The sequence below is a fragment of the Anabaena sp. FACHB-1391 genome, assembly GCF_014696755.1.
Taxonomy (GTDB): Bacteria; Cyanobacteriota; Cyanobacteriia; order Cyanobacteriales; family Nostocaceae; genus Dolichospermum; species Dolichospermum planctonicum.
Genome location: NZ_JACJQS010000013.1, coordinates 20,584 through 36,982, shown reverse-complemented (window position 1 = coordinate 36,982; position 16,399 = coordinate 20,584). Strand labels below are relative to the sequence as shown.

Genomic DNA, 16,399 nt, shown 5'->3' with positions numbered 1-16,399 from the left:
CAGTGATAAATTAATATTAGAAGTCTGGATTATTATACCAGTTTTAACAATCTTTCTACAACTACCAAGGGTCATTTTTATGCCACCAATACCACTTTACTTAATTGTCATCACTGTTTTTCTGGTTGTTATTCCATCTGTGGTTACTATTATTCTTCGCAGATATCTTTACCGCTATTTAATAGATTTGACGAACAAAGTTCAAAGATTAATCAAAACAGGATCAGCGGAAGGACAACCGAAAATTATCCAAACATTAGAAGCTAGATTTGAAGAAGCTAGTAAACAATTAGAACAGGTAAATACAGCAGCATTAATAGACCAGATTTATAGTCAGGAAACAATTAAGGGATTTAGATTTACCTGTGAACAAATAGATTATTTATGTCGCATTTTGCCAAATTTACTCTTAGCTTTTGGGTTACTGGGAACTTTTTTAGGTATCACTATTAATTTATCTACTCTCAGTCAAACAATTAATCAAACTAATCCTAGTGATATTAATAATTTAGTCTCTGAATTACAAAAACCATTGGAGGGAATGAGTATTGCGTTTACTACGAGTTTAACAGGACTATTTTTTAGTGCTTTGTTAACAATAGTCAATTTCATCTTTAATAGTGGACTTGCTAAATATCGCTTAATTAGTTCTTTAGAAGATTATCTAGATAATGTATATTTTCCTGAGGTACAGGGTGATACCCGTCTTGATAAAATAGTTAATAGAATGGTATCCCAGCAGGATGAATTTTTAACAAATTTTGGTAAAATAGTCCGCGAAGCTGTAGAACAATCTATGGGAAAAGTCGCAAAACAAATTGCTGACGGGAATCAAAAAACTATGGAGTTAGCTACACAAGTTTATGAAAAATTTGATGCTGCTGCTGGAACTATATCTAGTGCTGCTAATGAATTTAAACATTCCATGACAGAATTAAATACAACATCTCAAATATTTAAACAGTCTGCTGAAACTTTTAATAAAAGTGAGTTTCCTCTCAAATTATCATTAGCTGTTGTAGATTTGAGTAATACACAACAAAAATTTTCTGAGTCAGCTACAAGTTTAGCAGCAACAACGGAATTGATTATAAATGCCTTAATTGAAATAGAAAATTCTAGTCAGAGTTTAATTAATTTAGGAGAAGAAATAAAATCTATGAACCAAACTTCAATTGAGGTATTAGATTTACATCAAAATAACCAAAATCTTCTTAGTGAAATTATCCCCCAACTTCATGCAGGAGCTAATAGTTACGAAAAAGCAACTAGTAAATTAGATGATTTAGATCAAAGAGTGGGAGATAAATTCAATAATTTTGATCAATTAATCACAGCTATGACTCAGTTATTAGAAAATGTGAAAACCTATACAACGGAATTAATTAGCAAAGTTGCAACGGAAACTGAAAATTCTAGTCAGAGTTTAATTAGTTTAGCTGAAGAGATAAAAGCTATGAACCAAACTTCAATTCAGGTATTAGATTTACATCAAAATAACCAAAATCTTTTAACTGAAATTATTCCCGGACTTCAGCAAGGAGCTAATAGTTATGAAAAAGCGGTTAGTAAACTGGATGATTTAGATCAAAGAGTGAGCGATAAATTCAATAATTTTGATCAATTAATCACAGCTATGACTCAGTTATTAAAAAGTGTGAAAACATATACAAATAATGTAAATACTACTATTAGTGTAGCATCTAATCAAATAGATGCTAATAATCAAAAACTGATGAAATTATTAGAGAATAATAATTATCAACTAATTTCTGAATATCAAAATGTCAGTAATACCATTATTGAAGGAATTGACAGACAAACTAATATCAACAAGAAGGGTTTTGAGGCTAATATTAAAGGTTTGGAACTATTAATCAGGAATCTTGAGGAATATCAACAAAAACTTGATTAGACAAATACTGATACATGAGGTGCGTTACGCTGGCGCTAACACACCCTACTGTTTAAGTTGACTAACAAATTTACAAAAAAAACATTGCAATTATGGCTCGTCGTTCACGCTACACAGAATATAATGAAGACCTAAACGTTTGGACAGCATTTACTGATTTAATGTCTAATGCGTTTATGATATTGGTTTTATTTTTGTTTTTAACCATTATCATATCAGAAATTAATAATATAGATACACCACCAATCATAGTTATAAAAGATGAAGGTGCTTATAGATTTGCTTCTGGTAGCGCTGAAATTTCTCAACAAATGTCGAATTATATCTTGAAGCAAATAGTACCAGAAATAGAAGCTAGAACTAAAGAATATGGGATTAATGTAGTAGAAATAATCGGACACACAGACGGACAAGCTAATGCTCAAATAACTAGTAATTTGGATGTCAATTTAGAAAATGTAGTTAGTGGTAATATACCGGTAGGAAACTTACGAGCAGGTTCTAATGCTGATTTAGGATTAATGCGGGCTTTATCGGTTGTCAAGGCGCTGCGTGATATCCAAACAAAAGAAAATAGACTATCTGGATTATCGTTTCGGGCCTATTCTGCGGCACAATTAATATTACCAAATGGACAATTTGCAGCAATAGCGCGTCAAGATGATGTTACCCGACGACGAATTGAAATCCGTTTTACCCGCTTGGGAGAAGTACAAGAGGTTAGATAATTTAGATGATACATAACAAATACTAGTTTTGTTATATATTATTCTTTCTTCCTCTGTCTTCCTCAATTGACAAAAGATTTAGAATATAAAAAACTGAATTTGAGCAAACTGACTCAAAAAACCGTAAACCAAAATGGGGAAGTCCCACTTTTTTAGCAATACTACTTATTACTCCCTGCTAGGGCTACATCCCTCAGCATCAGTAATTGATATTCGTCGCGCTTATAGAGAATTAAGCAAAATTTATCACCCTGATACGACGGAATTACCTGCTAATCTTGCTACTACTAAATTTCAGCAAATTAATGAGGCCTACGCTACCCTCAGTAATCCCGAACGACGCTTAAGCTATGATTTAAAAATTGGCTATTCGCGTTTTGGTGTCATTCAAACCCCAACTGATTTAAACCGTCCTGTGTCTCGTGGCTATGATTGGTCAAAATCAGGTTATTTAGATGCCACAGATCGTCCCCTGTCTTCTGGGGAAATATTTGTATTATTTATTTTGGGATTGACCATTGTTGGTTGTATGCTATTAGCGATCGCTATTGCTGTTCTTCGTGGAGAAGTAATCCTCTGAACAACCACCTCCCGCTCCTCGACTAAACAATAATTTTTCCATAATTTTAAATTGCTTATGCTTCCCTCCAATACACCCTTATATAGTCATCCTTTACCACAAATTGAACAGTGGTTAAAAAACCAAGGTTGTCATCAAGATGAAACTCAGCTACATTGTTGGCATATACAACGATCTAGTTGGGAAGCGGAAATTTGGTTAGACACTGAACAAATTACAGTCCGGTATCTCCAATCTGGAGAAAATAATCAAGATATTCAACGTTCCTTTAAGTATTCTCTGAGTCGGGAAGATATCGAAGCAGCGGTTTTTTCTGGTCCGTAATCTAATTTTAGATTTTAGATTTTAGATTTTAGATTTTAGATTTTAGGATTTTGGGATTTCGGGATTTCGGGATTTCGGGATTTTGGGATTTCGGGATTTGAGGATTTGAGGATTTTGGGATTTCGGGATTTGAGGATTTATTGTCAATCTAAAATCACCAATTTACAATCCAAAATTGTCAGACTTTCCCAAACCGTCGCTCCCGCTGTTGGTAAGCAGATAAAGCCCGATGAAACTCACTGCGGTTAAAATCCGGCCAGAGAGCATCACTAATATAAATTTCTCCATAAGCCATTTGCCAAAGTAAGAAATTTGACAGTCGCATTTCCCCACTGGTACGAATTAATAAATCTGGATCTCCTATTCCTGCTGTATATAAGTGACTTTCAAATACTTCTTCAGAAATTTCTTCAGGCTTTAATAAACCTTCTTTCACCTTTTGAGCGATCGCCACACAAGCTTGTAAAATTTCCTGTCTACCGCCATAATTAGTAGCTATTGTCAACAGAATACTACGATTATCCTTAGTTTCTGCCATAGAACGGGAAATTTCCATCTGAAGTGCCTTTGGTAAAGCCGATAAATCACCCACAAACTGAATTTGCACATTTTCCTCTACCATTTCCCGCAATTCTTGACGTAAAACCCGCTGGAATAGAGTCATTAAAAATTCCACCTCTTCCTGTGGTCTTTTCCAGTTCTCCGTCGAAAAAGCATAGGCCGTTAGTGCTTTAATCCCCCAATCCTTACAACAGTGCAGCAAATCCTTAAGAGCATTGACACCAGCTTTATGACCGACAATTCGGGGTAAACCTTGGCGTTTTGCCCATCGTCCATTACCATCCATAATTACCGCAACGTGCCGGGGTAGTAATTCTTGTTTTAAATCAGGGGGTAAATATTGCAATTCAGTTTGTTGTGTTATCATTTTTTATCTTCAGAAGCGGTCGTATCCCTGCCGGGAAGTGAACTACGCGTAGCGTGTCGTTGGTGTAGCCCCTCATAGATCAGACAAGGTAATCTAACTAATCGAGAAATTAATTGTAGTGACTGACCACCAAGCTGACGAACTAAACTTAAAATACCAGGTGCATGAGCTTCCCGATCTACAGTTGGGGAAAATCGAGCCTCTAAAGACTCTTTGAGCTTTTTAATAGTTAGTGGTCTATATAGAGTTCCTCTTTCCGCTAAGGAAATAGAACCCGTTTCTTCAGATACAACGACACAAATACAGTTTTCAACTCTTTCGGTAATTCCCATTGCTGCCCGGTGGCGTGTTCCCAACTGGCGCGAGGCGGTGCGTCCTGAAAGTGGTAAAATTATTCCTGATGATACAATACGTGAACCACGAATTAACGTCGCTCCATCGTGTAGCAGGGTTTTGGGTTGGAAAATAGTTTGGATCAGTTCTTTAGAAACCTCAGCATTTAGCTTTACTCCCGGAACAGAAAAATCTTGTTCTTCAATAGGTCCTGTAGTTTCTAAAATTAGTAAGGCGCCAATTCGATTTTTCGACAATTCTTTAACCGCATCCACAATTTCATCAATTACACTATCTGACTTAGGAATTGCACTGGTGTTATTCACAAAACACTGCCAAAATTCACCACGTCCCAATTGTTCTAAAAAACGGCGAAACTCTGATTGTAGCGCTACAGCCATAGCCACAGCACAGCCAATCACCAATTTTTCTAGGACAAAATTTAGCAGGGGTAATCCTAATTTACTACTCAGTGCCGAACAGAGCATTAAAATTATAAATCCTCGTACCATCCATAACGTGCGCCGTTCACTAATAATCACTAGGATCATGTATGTCAGTGCCAGCACTAACATCATATCCAGAGTCCCAAGGAGCAAGGACTGTGACCAATCTCCCAGGTTTATCAGCCATTGCTTCCACCAATCTCTCATGACATCTGGATTCTTATAGTCATTTGTCATTTGTCCGTAGTCAGTTATCAGTTGTGATTTTTAAACCACTGACCACTGACCACTGACTACGGGCTATTTCAGTCGTTCTGGTAGGCAATCTTGTCGAATCAAGTCTTGATAAGTTTCGCGCTGCAAAATTAAATTTGCTTCGCCATTGGCCACCACCACCGCTGCCGGTCGGGGAAGACGATTGTAATTAGATGCCATACTGTAATTGTATGCACCTGTTCCCATAACGACCAGAATATCATTTGCTTCAGTTTTTGGCAGTTGGGCATTTTTAATCAGAATATCCCCTGATTCGCAATGTTTACCCGCTAATGTGACTGTTTCGGTGCAGGGAACAGACATTTTATTGGCAACTACCGCCCGATAAACTGATTGATAGGTGATAGGACGAGGATTATCTGACATTCCGCCATCAATCGCTACATAAGTGCGAATTTCGGGAATAATCTTACTAGACCCAACAGTATAAGCAGTAACACAAGCCGTGGCAATAAGCGATCGCCCAGGTTCACAGAGTAATTTTGGCAAAGGCAGATTTTCCGATATACAAGCCGTTTGCACTACCTCACAAATCGCTTTTGACCATTCTTCAATGCTTGGTGGATCATCAGATTCTATATATTTAATCCCTAAACCACCACCAACATTTAATTCTGTAATTGTCAAGCCGTGTTTAGCTGCATCCCTTAACCACTGCACCATCACAGCCGCTAAATCTCTATGTGGTTGACGTTCAAAGATTTGTGAACCAATATGAGCGTGTAAACCAACACAGTTTAAACTAGCTTGTTTACTCACAAAAGCAAACACTTCCTGTAAATCACTGGGATCAAAACCAAATTTACTATCTAAGTGTCCGGTACGAATATATTCGTGAGTATGGCATTCTATCCCCGGAGTCAAGCGTAGCATAATCCGAATCGGCGCGGCGGTAGAATTTTCTGTTTGCTCCCCTCCTATCTTCACCAACCTATATAATTCATGCCAGTTATCTGCAACAATAGTACAACCAGACTCAATTGCTAAAACTAACTCATCATCAGACTTATTATTGCCATGTAAGTATATTTTATCGGGATTCATACCCGCATTCAGCGCAGTATAAAGTTCCCCACCGGATACTACATCAATTCCTAACCCTTCTGAGGCCACAATGGCACAAACCGCTAAACAATTCCAGGCCTTAGAAGCATAAAGTACCTGAGATTCTCCTTTATAGTATTCTTTAAAGGTATTCCGATATTGTCTACAAGCCGTCCGCAGAGTTTCCTCATCTAAAATATATAAAGGTGAACCATATTGCTCCACTAGGGTTGTTACGTCACAGCCACCGATTTCCAGGTTATCATCATGATTAACTCTGGCTGTCAAGGGTAAAAGTTGTTGGTTAGGGGAAATGTCAGCACCATTGCTACTTATTGGCTGTAAATATTGACGGCCAGAAAGTTGAACCTCGACGGGGTAAGTCAATACCATAATTAATTAAAATCGTGTTTGTGAAAATTCAGAGAATGAGCATAAGTTCTCCTTCCCAGTTTACCCTCTCCTTGGCAATGGTTAATAGGTAATTGATCATTGATAATTGGTAATTAAACTTCCTTAATCCTCAAAAATCGTGATTTCATCAGACTTAAAAATTCAACCTTTGACTAGAGACAATTTAACTGCGTTACTAGAACTGGATCAAGCCTGTTTCCAAGGTTTGTGGACTATGGAAGGCTACCTGCGCGAATTAGAAAGTCCTAACAGTCATTTTCTGGGTTTATTTTCACCTTTTAATGACTCTGAACTCTTGGGAATGGGCTGTTTTTGGTCAATTTTAGAGGAAGCACACATTACAATTTTGGCGGTTCATCCCCTGTATCATGGTCAAGGGCTGGGAAAAGCTATATTATATTCTCTACTGCGGACTGCTGCTGATCTTGGTTTAGAGCGAGCCACCCTCGAAGTTCGTGATTCTAACCACGTCGCTATTTCCATGTATCAAAAGTTTGGGTTCAAAACTGCGGGACGACGACGGGGTTATTACAAGGACAACAATGAAGATGCTTTAATTCTTTGGCTTTCTGAACTACAGCAGCCACATTTTCTCAAAAGGCTGGATCAATGGACCAGTCTAATTAATTCACCGTTTTAGATGCCACCAGACCACTGACCACTGACTAATCTTCCAATGATTGGGCTTGGACTTCCACCGCTGTCACATCAATTGTCCCTTCTGGTGTAAAACGTTGAAATTGACTGTTTTTAACTGATAATCGCTCTCCACAGTTAGTACACTGTGTTTGACTATTATTTAAACCTGTTAATTCATGTCCACATACAGGACACTGACCACTAACTAGATTCTTTTGTAACCACCAGCGAAATCCGAAAAATGCTGCTACGGGTAAAAATAACAATAAGCCAAAAATAATTACTAAAGAATTAACTAACCAGCCCAAACCCAATGATGCTAATAACCAGGTAATTGCTAACAGGGTCAGCCAGGGGCGGATTTTTTCAAAGTTGAATTGCAAGTTTTTAAAGCTCATGTCTCAAATTTGTGCTGCTGACTCTAGGATAGCGAGTTTATTTTTTGCTGATGGAAAATGGCAAAAATAGGATTTATTCATAAACTAAATACTTAGTGTACCCGTTCATTTTAACTTTTTAATTCCGATCAGACCATATTAGTGTGATTCATCCAAACAATATTTGACAATTAACAAACAATTTCTTGTATCTTTATCACGCTCATAGACGACTTTATCAGCCAAACGTCGGAGTAAAAACCATCCATACCCACCTACTTGTAGAGTACCCGGTACTGGTTCAGTGATCACATCAGGATTAAATGGTTTTCCATAATCCCAAATTCTCATTTCCAGTCTATTAATCCATAGACTGACTTGAATTTCTATAGCTGTTTCCGGTGGTAAAGAATGATGAGCATGACGAACAGCGTTGGTAAAACCTTCTGCTAAAGCTAGGTTAAGACGATAAATTTGACTGTCTGACCAGCCATATTTCGGTAAATATTGGTGACAAAATTCTTCAAACCATTGTTGCACTTCGTTTAGGAGTTTAAGATCGCTCCTCACAGTCCGATGGTCCTGCTGCACTATGCCAAGCATTGACCCTAATTTGAATAAAAAATAAGTGGATAATACTTTAGACTGGGGAAAATTGGCGGGTGATTTGAGATTGGGGATATTTTGGTTTTGACTCCCTCGTGATCACTAATCTCAAGATTCCCCCGCTCCAATTCTATATTAGTTAACGCCTGTTGGTCTTCAAGAGCATATATTTTGAAATATCAATAACAATAACACTAGGTCTTTGATGACCTATTGTTATTTGTTTTTCAGATATTGTCTTTTATACACCCTTGAAAACCACAGACGTGATCAGGTTTATGTTTGACTGTAACTACCTTAGAACAATCCTAAAGTTAAGGATTTATCTAATGGGAGTGCAGCGCCAATACCTAGCCACAGAGTCACAAGAGTACCAAACAGAAATACAGTTGTTGCTACAGGACGACGGAAGGGGTTTTGGAACTTGTTCACATTTTCCAAGAAAGGAACAAGAATTAGTCCCAAGGGTACAGAAGCCATTGCTAATACACCTAATAGTTTACTAGGTAATGAGCGTAAAATTTGGAATACAGGATATAAGTACCACTCTGGTAAAATTTCCAAAGGAGTAGCAAAAGGATTAGCTGGTTCACCCGTCATAGCTGGATCTAAAACAGCTAAAGAGACAATACAGGCAAAAGAACCCATAATGACGACAGGAAATATATACAGCAGATCATTAGGCCAAGCGGGTTCACCATAATAATTATGACCCATGCCTTGGGCAAGTTTGGCTCTCAATTTAGGATCGCTCAGATCCGGTTTTTTTTGCGTTGACATTTTTAAATGCGCTCTCCGGCTGAAGTGAAGTTAAAGCATTAGCGAAAGCTATTAGCTATAGAACTAGCTTGTGATTTCCGATATCAAGTTGTTTTCTTTTAGTTTAAAACAAACTCCGATGATCTGGAAACACAAGTTATAGCTGTTGGCTAATAACTTTGATGACAAAGTGATTACAATGGTCCTGAAATACCTTGTTTGCGAATCATCAAGAAGTGGAACAACATGAAGACAGCAATTAGCCAAGGAAGAATGAAGGTGTGGGCGCTATAGTAGCGGGTGAGTGTAGCTTGACCAACACTAGAACCACCACGTAATAAATCGGAGATAAAAACGCCGACTACGGGAATTGCTTCTGGTACACCGCTAACAATTTTTACAGCCCAGTAACCAACTTGATCCCAAGGTAAAGAGTAGCCTGTTACACCGAAGGAAACGGTGATAACTGCAAGAATGACACCACTTACCCAGGTCAATTCCCGGGGCTTTTTGAAGCCACCGGTTAAATAAACGCGGAATGTGTGGAGAATCATCATCAATACCATCATACTGGCTGACCAGCGGTGAATGGAGCGAATTAACCAACCGAAGTTGACTTCATTCATGATGTACTCTACAGAGGAAAAAGCTTCGGTAACTGTAGGTTTGTAGTAGAATGTCATCGCAAATCCAGTCGCAAACTGGATCAGGAAACAAACTAAGGTAATTCCACCTAAACAGTAAAAAATGTTAACGTGGGGAGGAACGTATTTGGTGGTAATATCATCAGCAATCTCTTGGAGATCCAAGCGTTCCTCAAACCAGTCATAAACGTTGGCCATACAATCCTAAGTTCCTAAAAAATAGATTGCGGTTGATAAGTTTTGTTATGCGAAGCTTAGTCATGAGCGACTATTCAACTAACCTGAGTTAGAGGGTTCGCTTCTCGTTTTACTCAAGAGAATTGGCTTCTACTTGTCCACGAGCGTCAAGGGTGTAACTCACCCTATGTTTGAGTGTTTCTTCCTGTCTCTCGTCTTTATGGGCTGACAATGACAATGTTGACCCCAAAAAAGATTTTATCGTTAGTTCAGGAAGAATGGACATCTCATTCAGTTGGACTAGCAACTTTATGAGAATAATGCACTTCTTCTATAAAAAAAGTAACATAGTCGAGAGATAGATTTCATCAACAAGTGAGCATTACAGAAAGTTTTAGGGAATTTGAGTCTGACATGGAACTGAAATTAGGATTCATTCACAAACGGGTTTGGCGGCTAGGATGTTTACTATTATTGCTTTTTGCTTTGGTGTTTGGTGGCTATATTCCCCCGGCTTCGGCTTTGACTCCAGAACAGAAGTTAGTTTATGAAGTATGGCGAATTGTTAACCGCTCTTATTTAGATGGCACTTTTAATCATCAAAGCTGGCTCGATGTCCGACAAAAAGCACTAAAAAATCATTTTTTCAACCATGAAGCCGCTTATGCCACAATTCAGGATATGCTCCAAAGTCTGGATGATCCTTTTACCCGTTTTCTTGAACCTGAAAAGTATCGCAGTTTAAAGGTTAGCACTTCTGGAGAGCTTACAGGTGTGGGATTACAAATCGCTCTCAATCCCCAAACTGGTATTTTGGAAGTTATTACACCTATTGAAAATTCTCCAGCCGATAAAGCAGGTTTAAGACCGCGCGATCGCATTTTGAAAATTGAAGGTTTATCTACAGAGAATCTCTCTCTTGATGAAGCGGCAGCGCGAATGCGTGGACCATTGGGAAGCGTTATCACGCTTTTAATTGGTAGAGAAGGAGAAAGGGATCAGGAAGTTGTATTGGTACGCGATCGCATTGCTCTTAATCCTGTTATATTTGATTTACGATTTTCCCCTACAGGAAGCAAGATTGGCTATGTCCGTTTAAGTCAATTTAGTGCTAATGCTGTTAGGGAGTTGGCACAGGCTATTTCTATTTTAGAAGAAAAAGGCGCCTCCGCCTATATTCTTGATTTAAGAAATAATCCCGGTGGACTTTTACAGGCTGGAATTGAAGTCGCTCGTTTATGGTTGGATTCTGGTACAATCGTTTATACTGCCAACCGCCAAGGCATTCAAGGAAGTTATGAAGCCTGGGGTCCGGCCTTGACAGAAGATCCTTTAGTCATTCTAGTCAATCAGGGAACGGCCAGCGCCAGCGAAATTTTAGCTGGTGCATTACAAGACAATCATCGCGCTCAATTGGTCGGGGAAAGGACTTTTGGTAAGGGTTTAATTCAATCTCTGTTTGAATTATCCGACGGTTCTGGTTTAGCGGTGACAATTGCTAAATATGAAACTCCTAACCATCGAGATATTAACAAATTGGGAATTAAGCCTGATCAAATTATTCCCCAAGAACCTATCAACCGCGAACAAATTGGTACAGTGAAAGACGCTCAATATCAAGCAGCTATGGCACTTTTAAGTAATTGATATTTTTCCAAAACTTACCCAAATGTGACGCAAAATTATCCTTATTATCCTTATTATCCTTTTTTGTTTATGGTTGGGATGAGAGGCGATATTTTATTCGGGTAGCTTCTGCAAGAGAGGACTAAGGTTCTGAATACTGATCAGACTTTAGTCCTCATCTGTTAATTCACGTCATACTAAATTATGATGAAACTCGATCAGATAAGTCTTCAAGAATAATTGAACGCAGATGAACGCAGATGAACACAAATAAATACTAATGAATTAATGTGAATTAATGGATTTGATGATTCTGTACAGTCTCGCATAAAAAAATGAAAAGTTTTAGAAGTGCTTGCTGATAAAGGTTTGTCTTATTGGTTAGCAAATAAATCCTCTCCAAAAAATAATCCAAAAAATAATCCAAAAAATAAAATACTGTCAAATTTACGATAGTATAAATAAGAAGACCCTGGAGAATAGTCCAGTGTTTAAATTATTTGTGTTGTGACATTGAGAGTGAATCTATCAGTAAGATTGGTGACGGTTAAGGGGAATAAATAAGCTTTTTGTTCTGGAATTAAGCATCAGAATCTTTAATAGAAATTACAGGTAAGGTATTCTATCAAACATAGTGAACATAATATGACATTCTGGTTTTTCCTCGTTCTGGGGTTGTTAACTTATCTATTAATGCAACACAGTGTCGCACGGGCTACAAGAACCCCTGTGTGGTTATTGTGGCTGGTTTTAATGACACCAGCATTTATATCTACTGCTTGGACTCTGATATATGGTGTCAAACAAGCACCTCCCTCAGCCCTAATTATTTCGGTCTCAGTGATTTGTTTATTGTTGTACTGGGTATTGTTTAATTCAGGGAGACAATTACCTATAAATCGAGAAAATCAATCTCAAGAAAATCAAGAACAAGCAAATAATAATTATCTTAATAATTATCCTAATAATTATCCTAATTCTACAATAGAAAAACCACCAGTTCGTCCTATTGACTTAGCAGAAGAAGCGCAATTGCGAACTTGTTTTCCCTGGTCTGTATATTTTATCCAAAAAATCGAATATCGTCCCCAAGCAATTATTTGTCGAGGACAGTTGCGAACTATGGCTAGTGCAGCTTACGCACAAATTAAGGCTAATATTGAAAAGGAATTTGGCGATCGCTTTTTAGTTATATTTCAAGAAGGAATGAATGGTAAACCCTTCTTTGTTTTAGTTCCTAATTCTCAAGCAGCTAAACAAAATAACCAACGAGATTCAGAAAATATTACTCAACCGGGGTTAGCATTGGTATTGTTAATAGCAACCTTAGTTAGTACTACTTTTGTCGGTTTGAAAATTGCGGGTTTTCAAGTCACACAAATAGAATCTGATTTCACATTATTTTTTCAGGGTTTACCTTATGCTTTAGGTTTAATGACTATTTTAGCTACTCATGAATTAGGACATTATTTAACAGCGAGATTCTATAAAATTCGCGCTACATTACCTTATTTTATTCCTGTACCTTTTTTCTTGGGAACATTCGGTGCTTTTATCACAATGCGAAGTCCCATACCTCACCGTAAGGCTTTATTTGATGTGAGTATTGCTGGACCTTTGGCAGGATTTATTGTAACTATACCTTTATTAATCTGGGGTTTAGCTAATTCAGAAATAGTAGATTTACCGGAAAAAACCGGAATGTTAAACCCCAATGCACTTAATCCTAAATATTCGATTTTATTAGCTTTACTCTCCAAATTAGCTTTAGGAAGTGAGTTAACTGTAAAATCAGCTATTGATTTACATCCAGTTGCAGTAGCAGGTTTTTTAGGATTAATTGTCACGGCTTTAAATTTAATGCCGGTCGGACAATTAGATGGAGGTCACATTGTTCATGCCATGTTTGGACAACGTACTGCTGTTATTATTGGCCAAGTTGCCAGATTATCATTACTAATACTTTCGCTCCTTAGAGAGGAATTTTTATTGTGGGCAATTATTTTATTATTCATTCCCTTAACTGATGAACCTGCTTTAAATGATGTTACTGAATTAGATAATAAACGGGATTTTATGGGATTAATGTCAATGGTTTTATTGTTGTTGATTGTGTTACCATTACCCCAATTCTTGGCTAATTTATTGCAGATTTAACAAAAATTAAACTTAAAGTATCAAAAGGTAAAAAGCAAAAGGCAAAAGGCAATTACCAATTACCAATTACCAATTACCAATTACCAATTACCAATTACCAATTACCAATTACCAATTACCAGCCTCAATATTGTAGTTTAGGATTTTAGCGAATTAGCGGCTTCTGTAGCCTTTTTAGAAGCATCTGTACTACCCATACGGATTTCAGAAGTAAAGGAAGCCATACTGAAACCACCAAAACGCTTTAATACACTTACTCGCATCCGCAAATTAGGACTAGCAAACCATAGTCTCTCTTCAGACCACATAGTTTCATACTCAGTAATCAGCGTCAAAGCACCATCATCACCGATTTTATAGCTACCAGCAACGGGGGCTTTTTCCGCATAACCCATTTCTCGCAGTAATTTACCTTCATTTGGGTTATCTGCATTGGGAACCGTGGCTAAAACCGTCGAACCCTCGTGTTTTTCCTCGTCCCATTCCATTGTCCCATTCCAGGTGACACGGGCTCCACAGGAGGCTGTATGCGGCTCAATTTCATACTGTTGACACAGTTTAATCACTTCAGGATGATCAGCGGCTAACATCTCAATGAGGATGTCTGATTTACCGTCTTCTGACTGTTTAAACGCTAAATGGTGACTAGTGCGGTGAGAAAACCATTTTCCAGCACTTAATTCAAAAAATTCTTCAACGTTCATAAATAAAGTTACCCCGCATCATAATTTTAACAATCTCTTTTATTATTAAAAACTAGGAAGAGACTTTAATTTCAACTCAGGTTGTTGGTTTTCTCAAGTTGTTGCAGAGAAATCCTGGCCGCTTCAGCAACGTTGTGATGACTATCTTTTGCTAGATATTTTAAAGCTGAGACACTTTGAGGTGTGGGTAAATTTCCTAAAGCTTCAGCGAGACGTTGACGCACTAACCAATCTTCTGATTGAGCAAAACGGAGAATATGTGTTACAGAATCTACATCTCGGATTTCTCCCAAAGCAGAAATAGCAGCTTGTTGAATGACTATTTCTGTACTATTTAGAGCCTGGATGAGAATATCATGGGCGCGGGGGTCTTTAATATTACCTAAAGCTACAGCCGCACTAAACCTAACTAACCAATCTGTATCTTCATAAAATGCTCGTGATAAGACCTCCACGGCTCTGTTATCTTCAAGATATCCTAAAGCTCCAGCCGCATCAGCACGGATACCATAATCTGGATCTGTTTCCAGGATTTTCACCAGAATAGAATAACACTCTGGTGTTTTTTTGATACCTAGAGCAAAAATGGCCATGGAACGCATTTGCAGGGAATCATCATCTAAAACCTTTTTAATCAAAGGTACAGCATCATCAGCGGATACATGACGTAAACTAGCGAGAGCTATCATGCGATCGCGCAAATTGGGACTTTCTAACTGAGTCGAAATTAATTCTAAACTTAGAGTAGCCATTTTTTTGACAGCATTTTCTTAATTTATCTTTACTTTAACGCAATTGGGGAAGTTTAAACCGTGATTTTGGTGATTTTGGTGATTTTAGTGATTACACTTACTTTTTGCACTCTACTTTGTATTTTAAAATATGGAAATATTTGCAAAACTTGATTAATAATGATCAAATTAATCACACAAATTATAGACCTATTCCCCAAGTTTGATCTGATAGTTTAAATAATTTAAATAACCAAATTATATTTCAGACCTATACTGTGTCTTTAGTTAGAAGAGAATAAATGAAAGTAGAAGTAGAGTTAATCAAACGGCTGGTAAATGCAGTTTAGTTTCATCTCATCAGGAGAATAATCATGGTTCAACTTAGCGAGCGTCCAATTACAAATAAAATCACCAATTTGCAACAGAAGTTTATCTATGAGATAAACACCATGTTTGATGCTGAAAATCGCTTCTTAGAAGCCCAGCAAATGATGTGGCAATGTTGTCAAAATAATAAGTTGAAGACGGTAATTGAGCCACATATTCAAGAAACTGAACAGCACATTAAAAACTTAGAACAGGTGTTAAATATTTTAGGAGAAAAACCACAACGAATTACCTGTGATGTTGCGTCTGGTTTAATTAGTGAATGTCAGAAATTTACACTTTTAGCAGCCGATAATCCCAAAATTGTAGACTTAGGACTGGCAGAATGGCATAGCAAGATTGAACAAATGGAAATTTCTTGTTATCGTCGTTTGATTAAAGTTGCGGAACAAATGGGACAAAATCAAGTTGTCGAATTGTTAGAGCAAAACTTACACCAAGAGGAACAGGTAGCGCAAAAGCTTGATCAATTGATAATGCAGTTACTTCAAGAAGTAAAAACACCGGAAGTAAAGTCTAACGCTAAAGCTCGTTAGTCTGATTACTAGGTTTTGAAACAACCCAGGTTAGATATTATATATAATATTTAACCTGGGTTTTG

The 16,399-nt window shown here is 37.6% G+C and carries 18 protein-coding genes; 8 read left to right on the top strand and 10 right to left on the bottom strand.

Translation table 11 applies throughout. The features are described from left to right. The first annotated feature begins 79 nt into the window (after nucleotides 1-79). The 4 genes from H6F62_RS08300 to H6F62_RS08285 all read left to right on the top strand — a co-directional run bounded on the left by H6F62_RS08300 (nucleotide 80) and on the right by H6F62_RS08285 (nucleotide 3,547). The gene (locus H6F62_RS08300; RefSeq protein WP_190371791.1) at nucleotides 80-1,915 is read left to right on the top strand and encodes a hypothetical protein; all 1,836 of its coding nucleotides are present in this window, start codon (nucleotides 80-82) and stop codon (nucleotides 1,913-1,915) included. Between the two features lie 92 nt (nucleotides 1,916-2,007). Next, on the top strand, nucleotides 2,008-2,643 hold the full coding sequence (locus H6F62_RS08295; protein WP_190371790.1) for a flagellar motor protein: 636 nt from the start codon (nucleotides 2,008-2,010) through the stop codon (nucleotides 2,641-2,643). A gap of 133 nt (nucleotides 2,644-2,776) precedes the next feature. Next, nucleotides 2,777-3,223, top strand: a complete 447-nt coding sequence (locus H6F62_RS08290; protein ID WP_137906963.1) for a J domain-containing protein — start codon at nucleotides 2,777-2,779, stop codon at nucleotides 3,221-3,223. A 51-nt stretch (nucleotides 3,224-3,274) separates the two neighbouring features. Next, nucleotides 3,275-3,547, top strand: coding sequence for a DUF3143 domain-containing protein (locus H6F62_RS08285; RefSeq protein WP_174782793.1), 273 nt, complete (start codon nucleotides 3,275-3,277; stop codon nucleotides 3,545-3,547). Nucleotides 3,548-3,725: 178 nt separating this feature from the next. Here the strand turns inward: H6F62_RS08285 and H6F62_RS08280 are convergent, their stop codons facing one another. From H6F62_RS08280 to lysA, 3 genes are all read right to left on the bottom strand, one after another. Then, nucleotides 3,726-4,475, bottom strand: a complete 750-nt coding sequence (locus H6F62_RS08280) for an isoprenyl transferase (protein WP_137906961.1) — start codon at nucleotides 4,473-4,475, stop codon at nucleotides 3,726-3,728. After that, nucleotides 4,472-5,461: a diadenylate cyclase CdaA gene (gene cdaA / locus H6F62_RS08275; RefSeq protein ID WP_168359988.1), complete on the bottom strand. Its 990-nt coding sequence runs from the start codon at nucleotides 5,459-5,461 to the stop codon at nucleotides 4,472-4,474. The genes H6F62_RS08280 and cdaA overlap by 4 nt, the downstream gene beginning before the upstream one ends. A gap of 93 nt (nucleotides 5,462-5,554) precedes the next feature. Beyond that, the gene (gene lysA / locus H6F62_RS08270) at nucleotides 5,555-6,967 is read right to left on the bottom strand and encodes a diaminopimelate decarboxylase (protein ID WP_137906960.1); all 1,413 of its coding nucleotides are present in this window, start codon (nucleotides 6,965-6,967) and stop codon (nucleotides 5,555-5,557) included. A gap of 139 nt (nucleotides 6,968-7,106) precedes the next feature. On the opposite strand from lysA, the gene rimI reads away from it, so the two are divergent. After that, a complete protein-coding gene (rimI, locus tag H6F62_RS08265; RefSeq protein ID WP_137906959.1) occupies nucleotides 7,107-7,628 on the top strand; it encodes a ribosomal protein S18-alanine N-acetyltransferase in 522 nt (173 codons plus the stop codon). A 25-nt stretch (nucleotides 7,629-7,653) separates the two neighbouring features. Here the strand turns inward: rimI and H6F62_RS08260 are convergent, their stop codons facing one another. The 5 genes from H6F62_RS08260 to H6F62_RS08240 all read right to left on the bottom strand — a co-directional run bounded on the left by H6F62_RS08260 (nucleotide 7,654) and on the right by H6F62_RS08240 (nucleotide 10,476). After that, nucleotides 7,654-8,025: a hypothetical protein gene (locus H6F62_RS08260; RefSeq protein ID WP_137906958.1), complete on the bottom strand. Its 372-nt coding sequence runs from the start codon at nucleotides 8,023-8,025 to the stop codon at nucleotides 7,654-7,656. A 138-nt stretch (nucleotides 8,026-8,163) separates the two neighbouring features. Next, entirely contained in the window at nucleotides 8,164-8,607 is a 444-nt protein-coding gene (locus H6F62_RS08255; RefSeq protein ID WP_137906957.1) for an anti-sigma regulatory factor, read from the bottom strand. Nucleotides 8,608-8,907: 300 nt separating this feature from the next. Next, on the bottom strand, nucleotides 8,908-9,390 hold the full coding sequence (petD, locus tag H6F62_RS08250; RefSeq protein ID WP_028083690.1) for a cytochrome b6-f complex subunit IV: 483 nt from the start codon (nucleotides 9,388-9,390) through the stop codon (nucleotides 8,908-8,910). 173 nt (nucleotides 9,391-9,563) lie between these two features. Beyond that, on the bottom strand, nucleotides 9,564-10,211 hold the full coding sequence (petB, locus tag H6F62_RS08245; RefSeq protein WP_028083689.1) for a cytochrome b6: 648 nt from the start codon (nucleotides 10,209-10,211) through the stop codon (nucleotides 9,564-9,566). A 109-nt stretch (nucleotides 10,212-10,320) separates the two neighbouring features. Further along, on the bottom strand, nucleotides 10,321-10,476 hold the full coding sequence (locus H6F62_RS08240; protein WP_162501171.1) for a hypothetical protein: 156 nt from the start codon (nucleotides 10,474-10,476) through the stop codon (nucleotides 10,321-10,323). A gap of 128 nt (nucleotides 10,477-10,604) precedes the next feature. Here H6F62_RS08240 and ctpA point away from each other — a divergent pair, with 128 nt between their 5' ends. Next, a complete protein-coding gene (ctpA, locus tag H6F62_RS08235; RefSeq protein WP_137907033.1) occupies nucleotides 10,605-11,837 on the top strand; it encodes a carboxyl-terminal processing protease CtpA in 1,233 nt (410 codons plus the stop codon). 624 nt (nucleotides 11,838-12,461) lie between these two features. Then, nucleotides 12,462-13,973: a site-2 protease family protein gene (locus H6F62_RS08230; protein WP_190371789.1), complete on the top strand. Its 1,512-nt coding sequence runs from the start codon at nucleotides 12,462-12,464 to the stop codon at nucleotides 13,971-13,973. A 137-nt stretch (nucleotides 13,974-14,110) separates the two neighbouring features. On the opposite strand, the gene H6F62_RS08225 is transcribed toward H6F62_RS08230, so the two are convergent. Together H6F62_RS08225 and H6F62_RS08220 are read right to left on the bottom strand one after the other, a co-directional pair. After that, nucleotides 14,111-14,677, bottom strand: a complete 567-nt coding sequence (locus tag H6F62_RS08225; protein WP_137906955.1) for a phycobiliprotein lyase — start codon at nucleotides 14,675-14,677, stop codon at nucleotides 14,111-14,113. Nucleotides 14,678-14,748: 71 nt separating this feature from the next. Then, on the bottom strand, nucleotides 14,749-15,429 hold the full coding sequence (locus H6F62_RS08220) for a HEAT repeat domain-containing protein (RefSeq protein WP_137906954.1): 681 nt from the start codon (nucleotides 15,427-15,429) through the stop codon (nucleotides 14,749-14,751). Nucleotides 15,430-15,782: 353 nt separating this feature from the next. On the opposite strand from H6F62_RS08220, the gene H6F62_RS08215 reads away from it, so the two are divergent. Then, entirely contained in the window at nucleotides 15,783-16,334 is a 552-nt protein-coding gene (locus H6F62_RS08215) for a DUF892 family protein (protein ID WP_137906953.1), read from the top strand. Nucleotides 16,335-16,399 lie beyond the last annotated feature (65 nt).

What these genes read in the sequence shown, in the direction of transcription:
- H6F62_RS08300 (WP_190371791.1), top strand. Translation starts at nt 80, where the DNA reads ATGCCACCAATACCACTTTACTTAATTGTCATCACTGTTTTTCTGGTT.
- H6F62_RS08295 (WP_190371790.1), top strand. Translation starts at nt 2,008, where the DNA reads ATGGCTCGTCGTTCACGCTACACAGAATATAATGAAGACCTAAACGTT.
- H6F62_RS08290 (WP_137906963.1), top strand. Translation starts at nt 2,777, where the DNA reads ATGGGGAAGTCCCACTTTTTTAGCAATACTACTTATTACTCCCTGCTA.
- H6F62_RS08280 (WP_137906961.1), bottom strand. Translation starts at nt 4,475, where the DNA reads ATGATAACACAACAAACTGAATTGCAATATTTACCCCCTGATTTAAAA.
- cdaA (WP_168359988.1), bottom strand. Translation starts at nt 5,461, where the DNA reads ATGAGAGATTGGTGGAAGCAATGGCTGATAAACCTGGGAGATTGGTCA.
- lysA (WP_137906960.1), bottom strand. Translation starts at nt 6,967, where the DNA reads ATGGTATTGACTTACCCCGTCGAGGTTCAACTTTCTGGCCGTCAATAT.
- H6F62_RS08260 (WP_137906958.1), bottom strand. Translation starts at nt 8,025, where the DNA reads ATGAGCTTTAAAAACTTGCAATTCAACTTTGAAAAAATCCGCCCCTGG.
- H6F62_RS08255 (WP_137906957.1), bottom strand. Translation starts at nt 8,607, where the DNA reads ATGCTTGGCATAGTGCAGCAGGACCATCGGACTGTGAGGAGCGATCTT.
- petD (WP_028083690.1), bottom strand. Translation starts at nt 9,390, where the DNA reads ATGTCAACGCAAAAAAAACCGGATCTGAGCGATCCTAAATTGAGAGCC.
- petB (WP_028083689.1), bottom strand. Translation starts at nt 10,211, where the DNA reads ATGGCCAACGTTTATGACTGGTTTGAGGAACGCTTGGATCTCCAAGAG.
- H6F62_RS08240 (WP_162501171.1), bottom strand. Translation starts at nt 10,476, where the DNA reads ATGTCCATTCTTCCTGAACTAACGATAAAATCTTTTTTGGGGTCAACA.
- ctpA (WP_137907033.1), top strand. Translation starts at nt 10,605, where the DNA reads ATGGAACTGAAATTAGGATTCATTCACAAACGGGTTTGGCGGCTAGGA.
- H6F62_RS08230 (WP_190371789.1), top strand. Translation starts at nt 12,462, where the DNA reads ATGACATTCTGGTTTTTCCTCGTTCTGGGGTTGTTAACTTATCTATTA.
- H6F62_RS08225 (WP_137906955.1), bottom strand. Translation starts at nt 14,677, where the DNA reads ATGAACGTTGAAGAATTTTTTGAATTAAGTGCTGGAAAATGGTTTTCT.
- H6F62_RS08220 (WP_137906954.1), bottom strand. Translation starts at nt 15,429, where the DNA reads ATGGCTACTCTAAGTTTAGAATTAATTTCGACTCAGTTAGAAAGTCCC.
- H6F62_RS08215 (WP_137906953.1), top strand. Translation starts at nt 15,783, where the DNA reads ATGGTTCAACTTAGCGAGCGTCCAATTACAAATAAAATCACCAATTTG.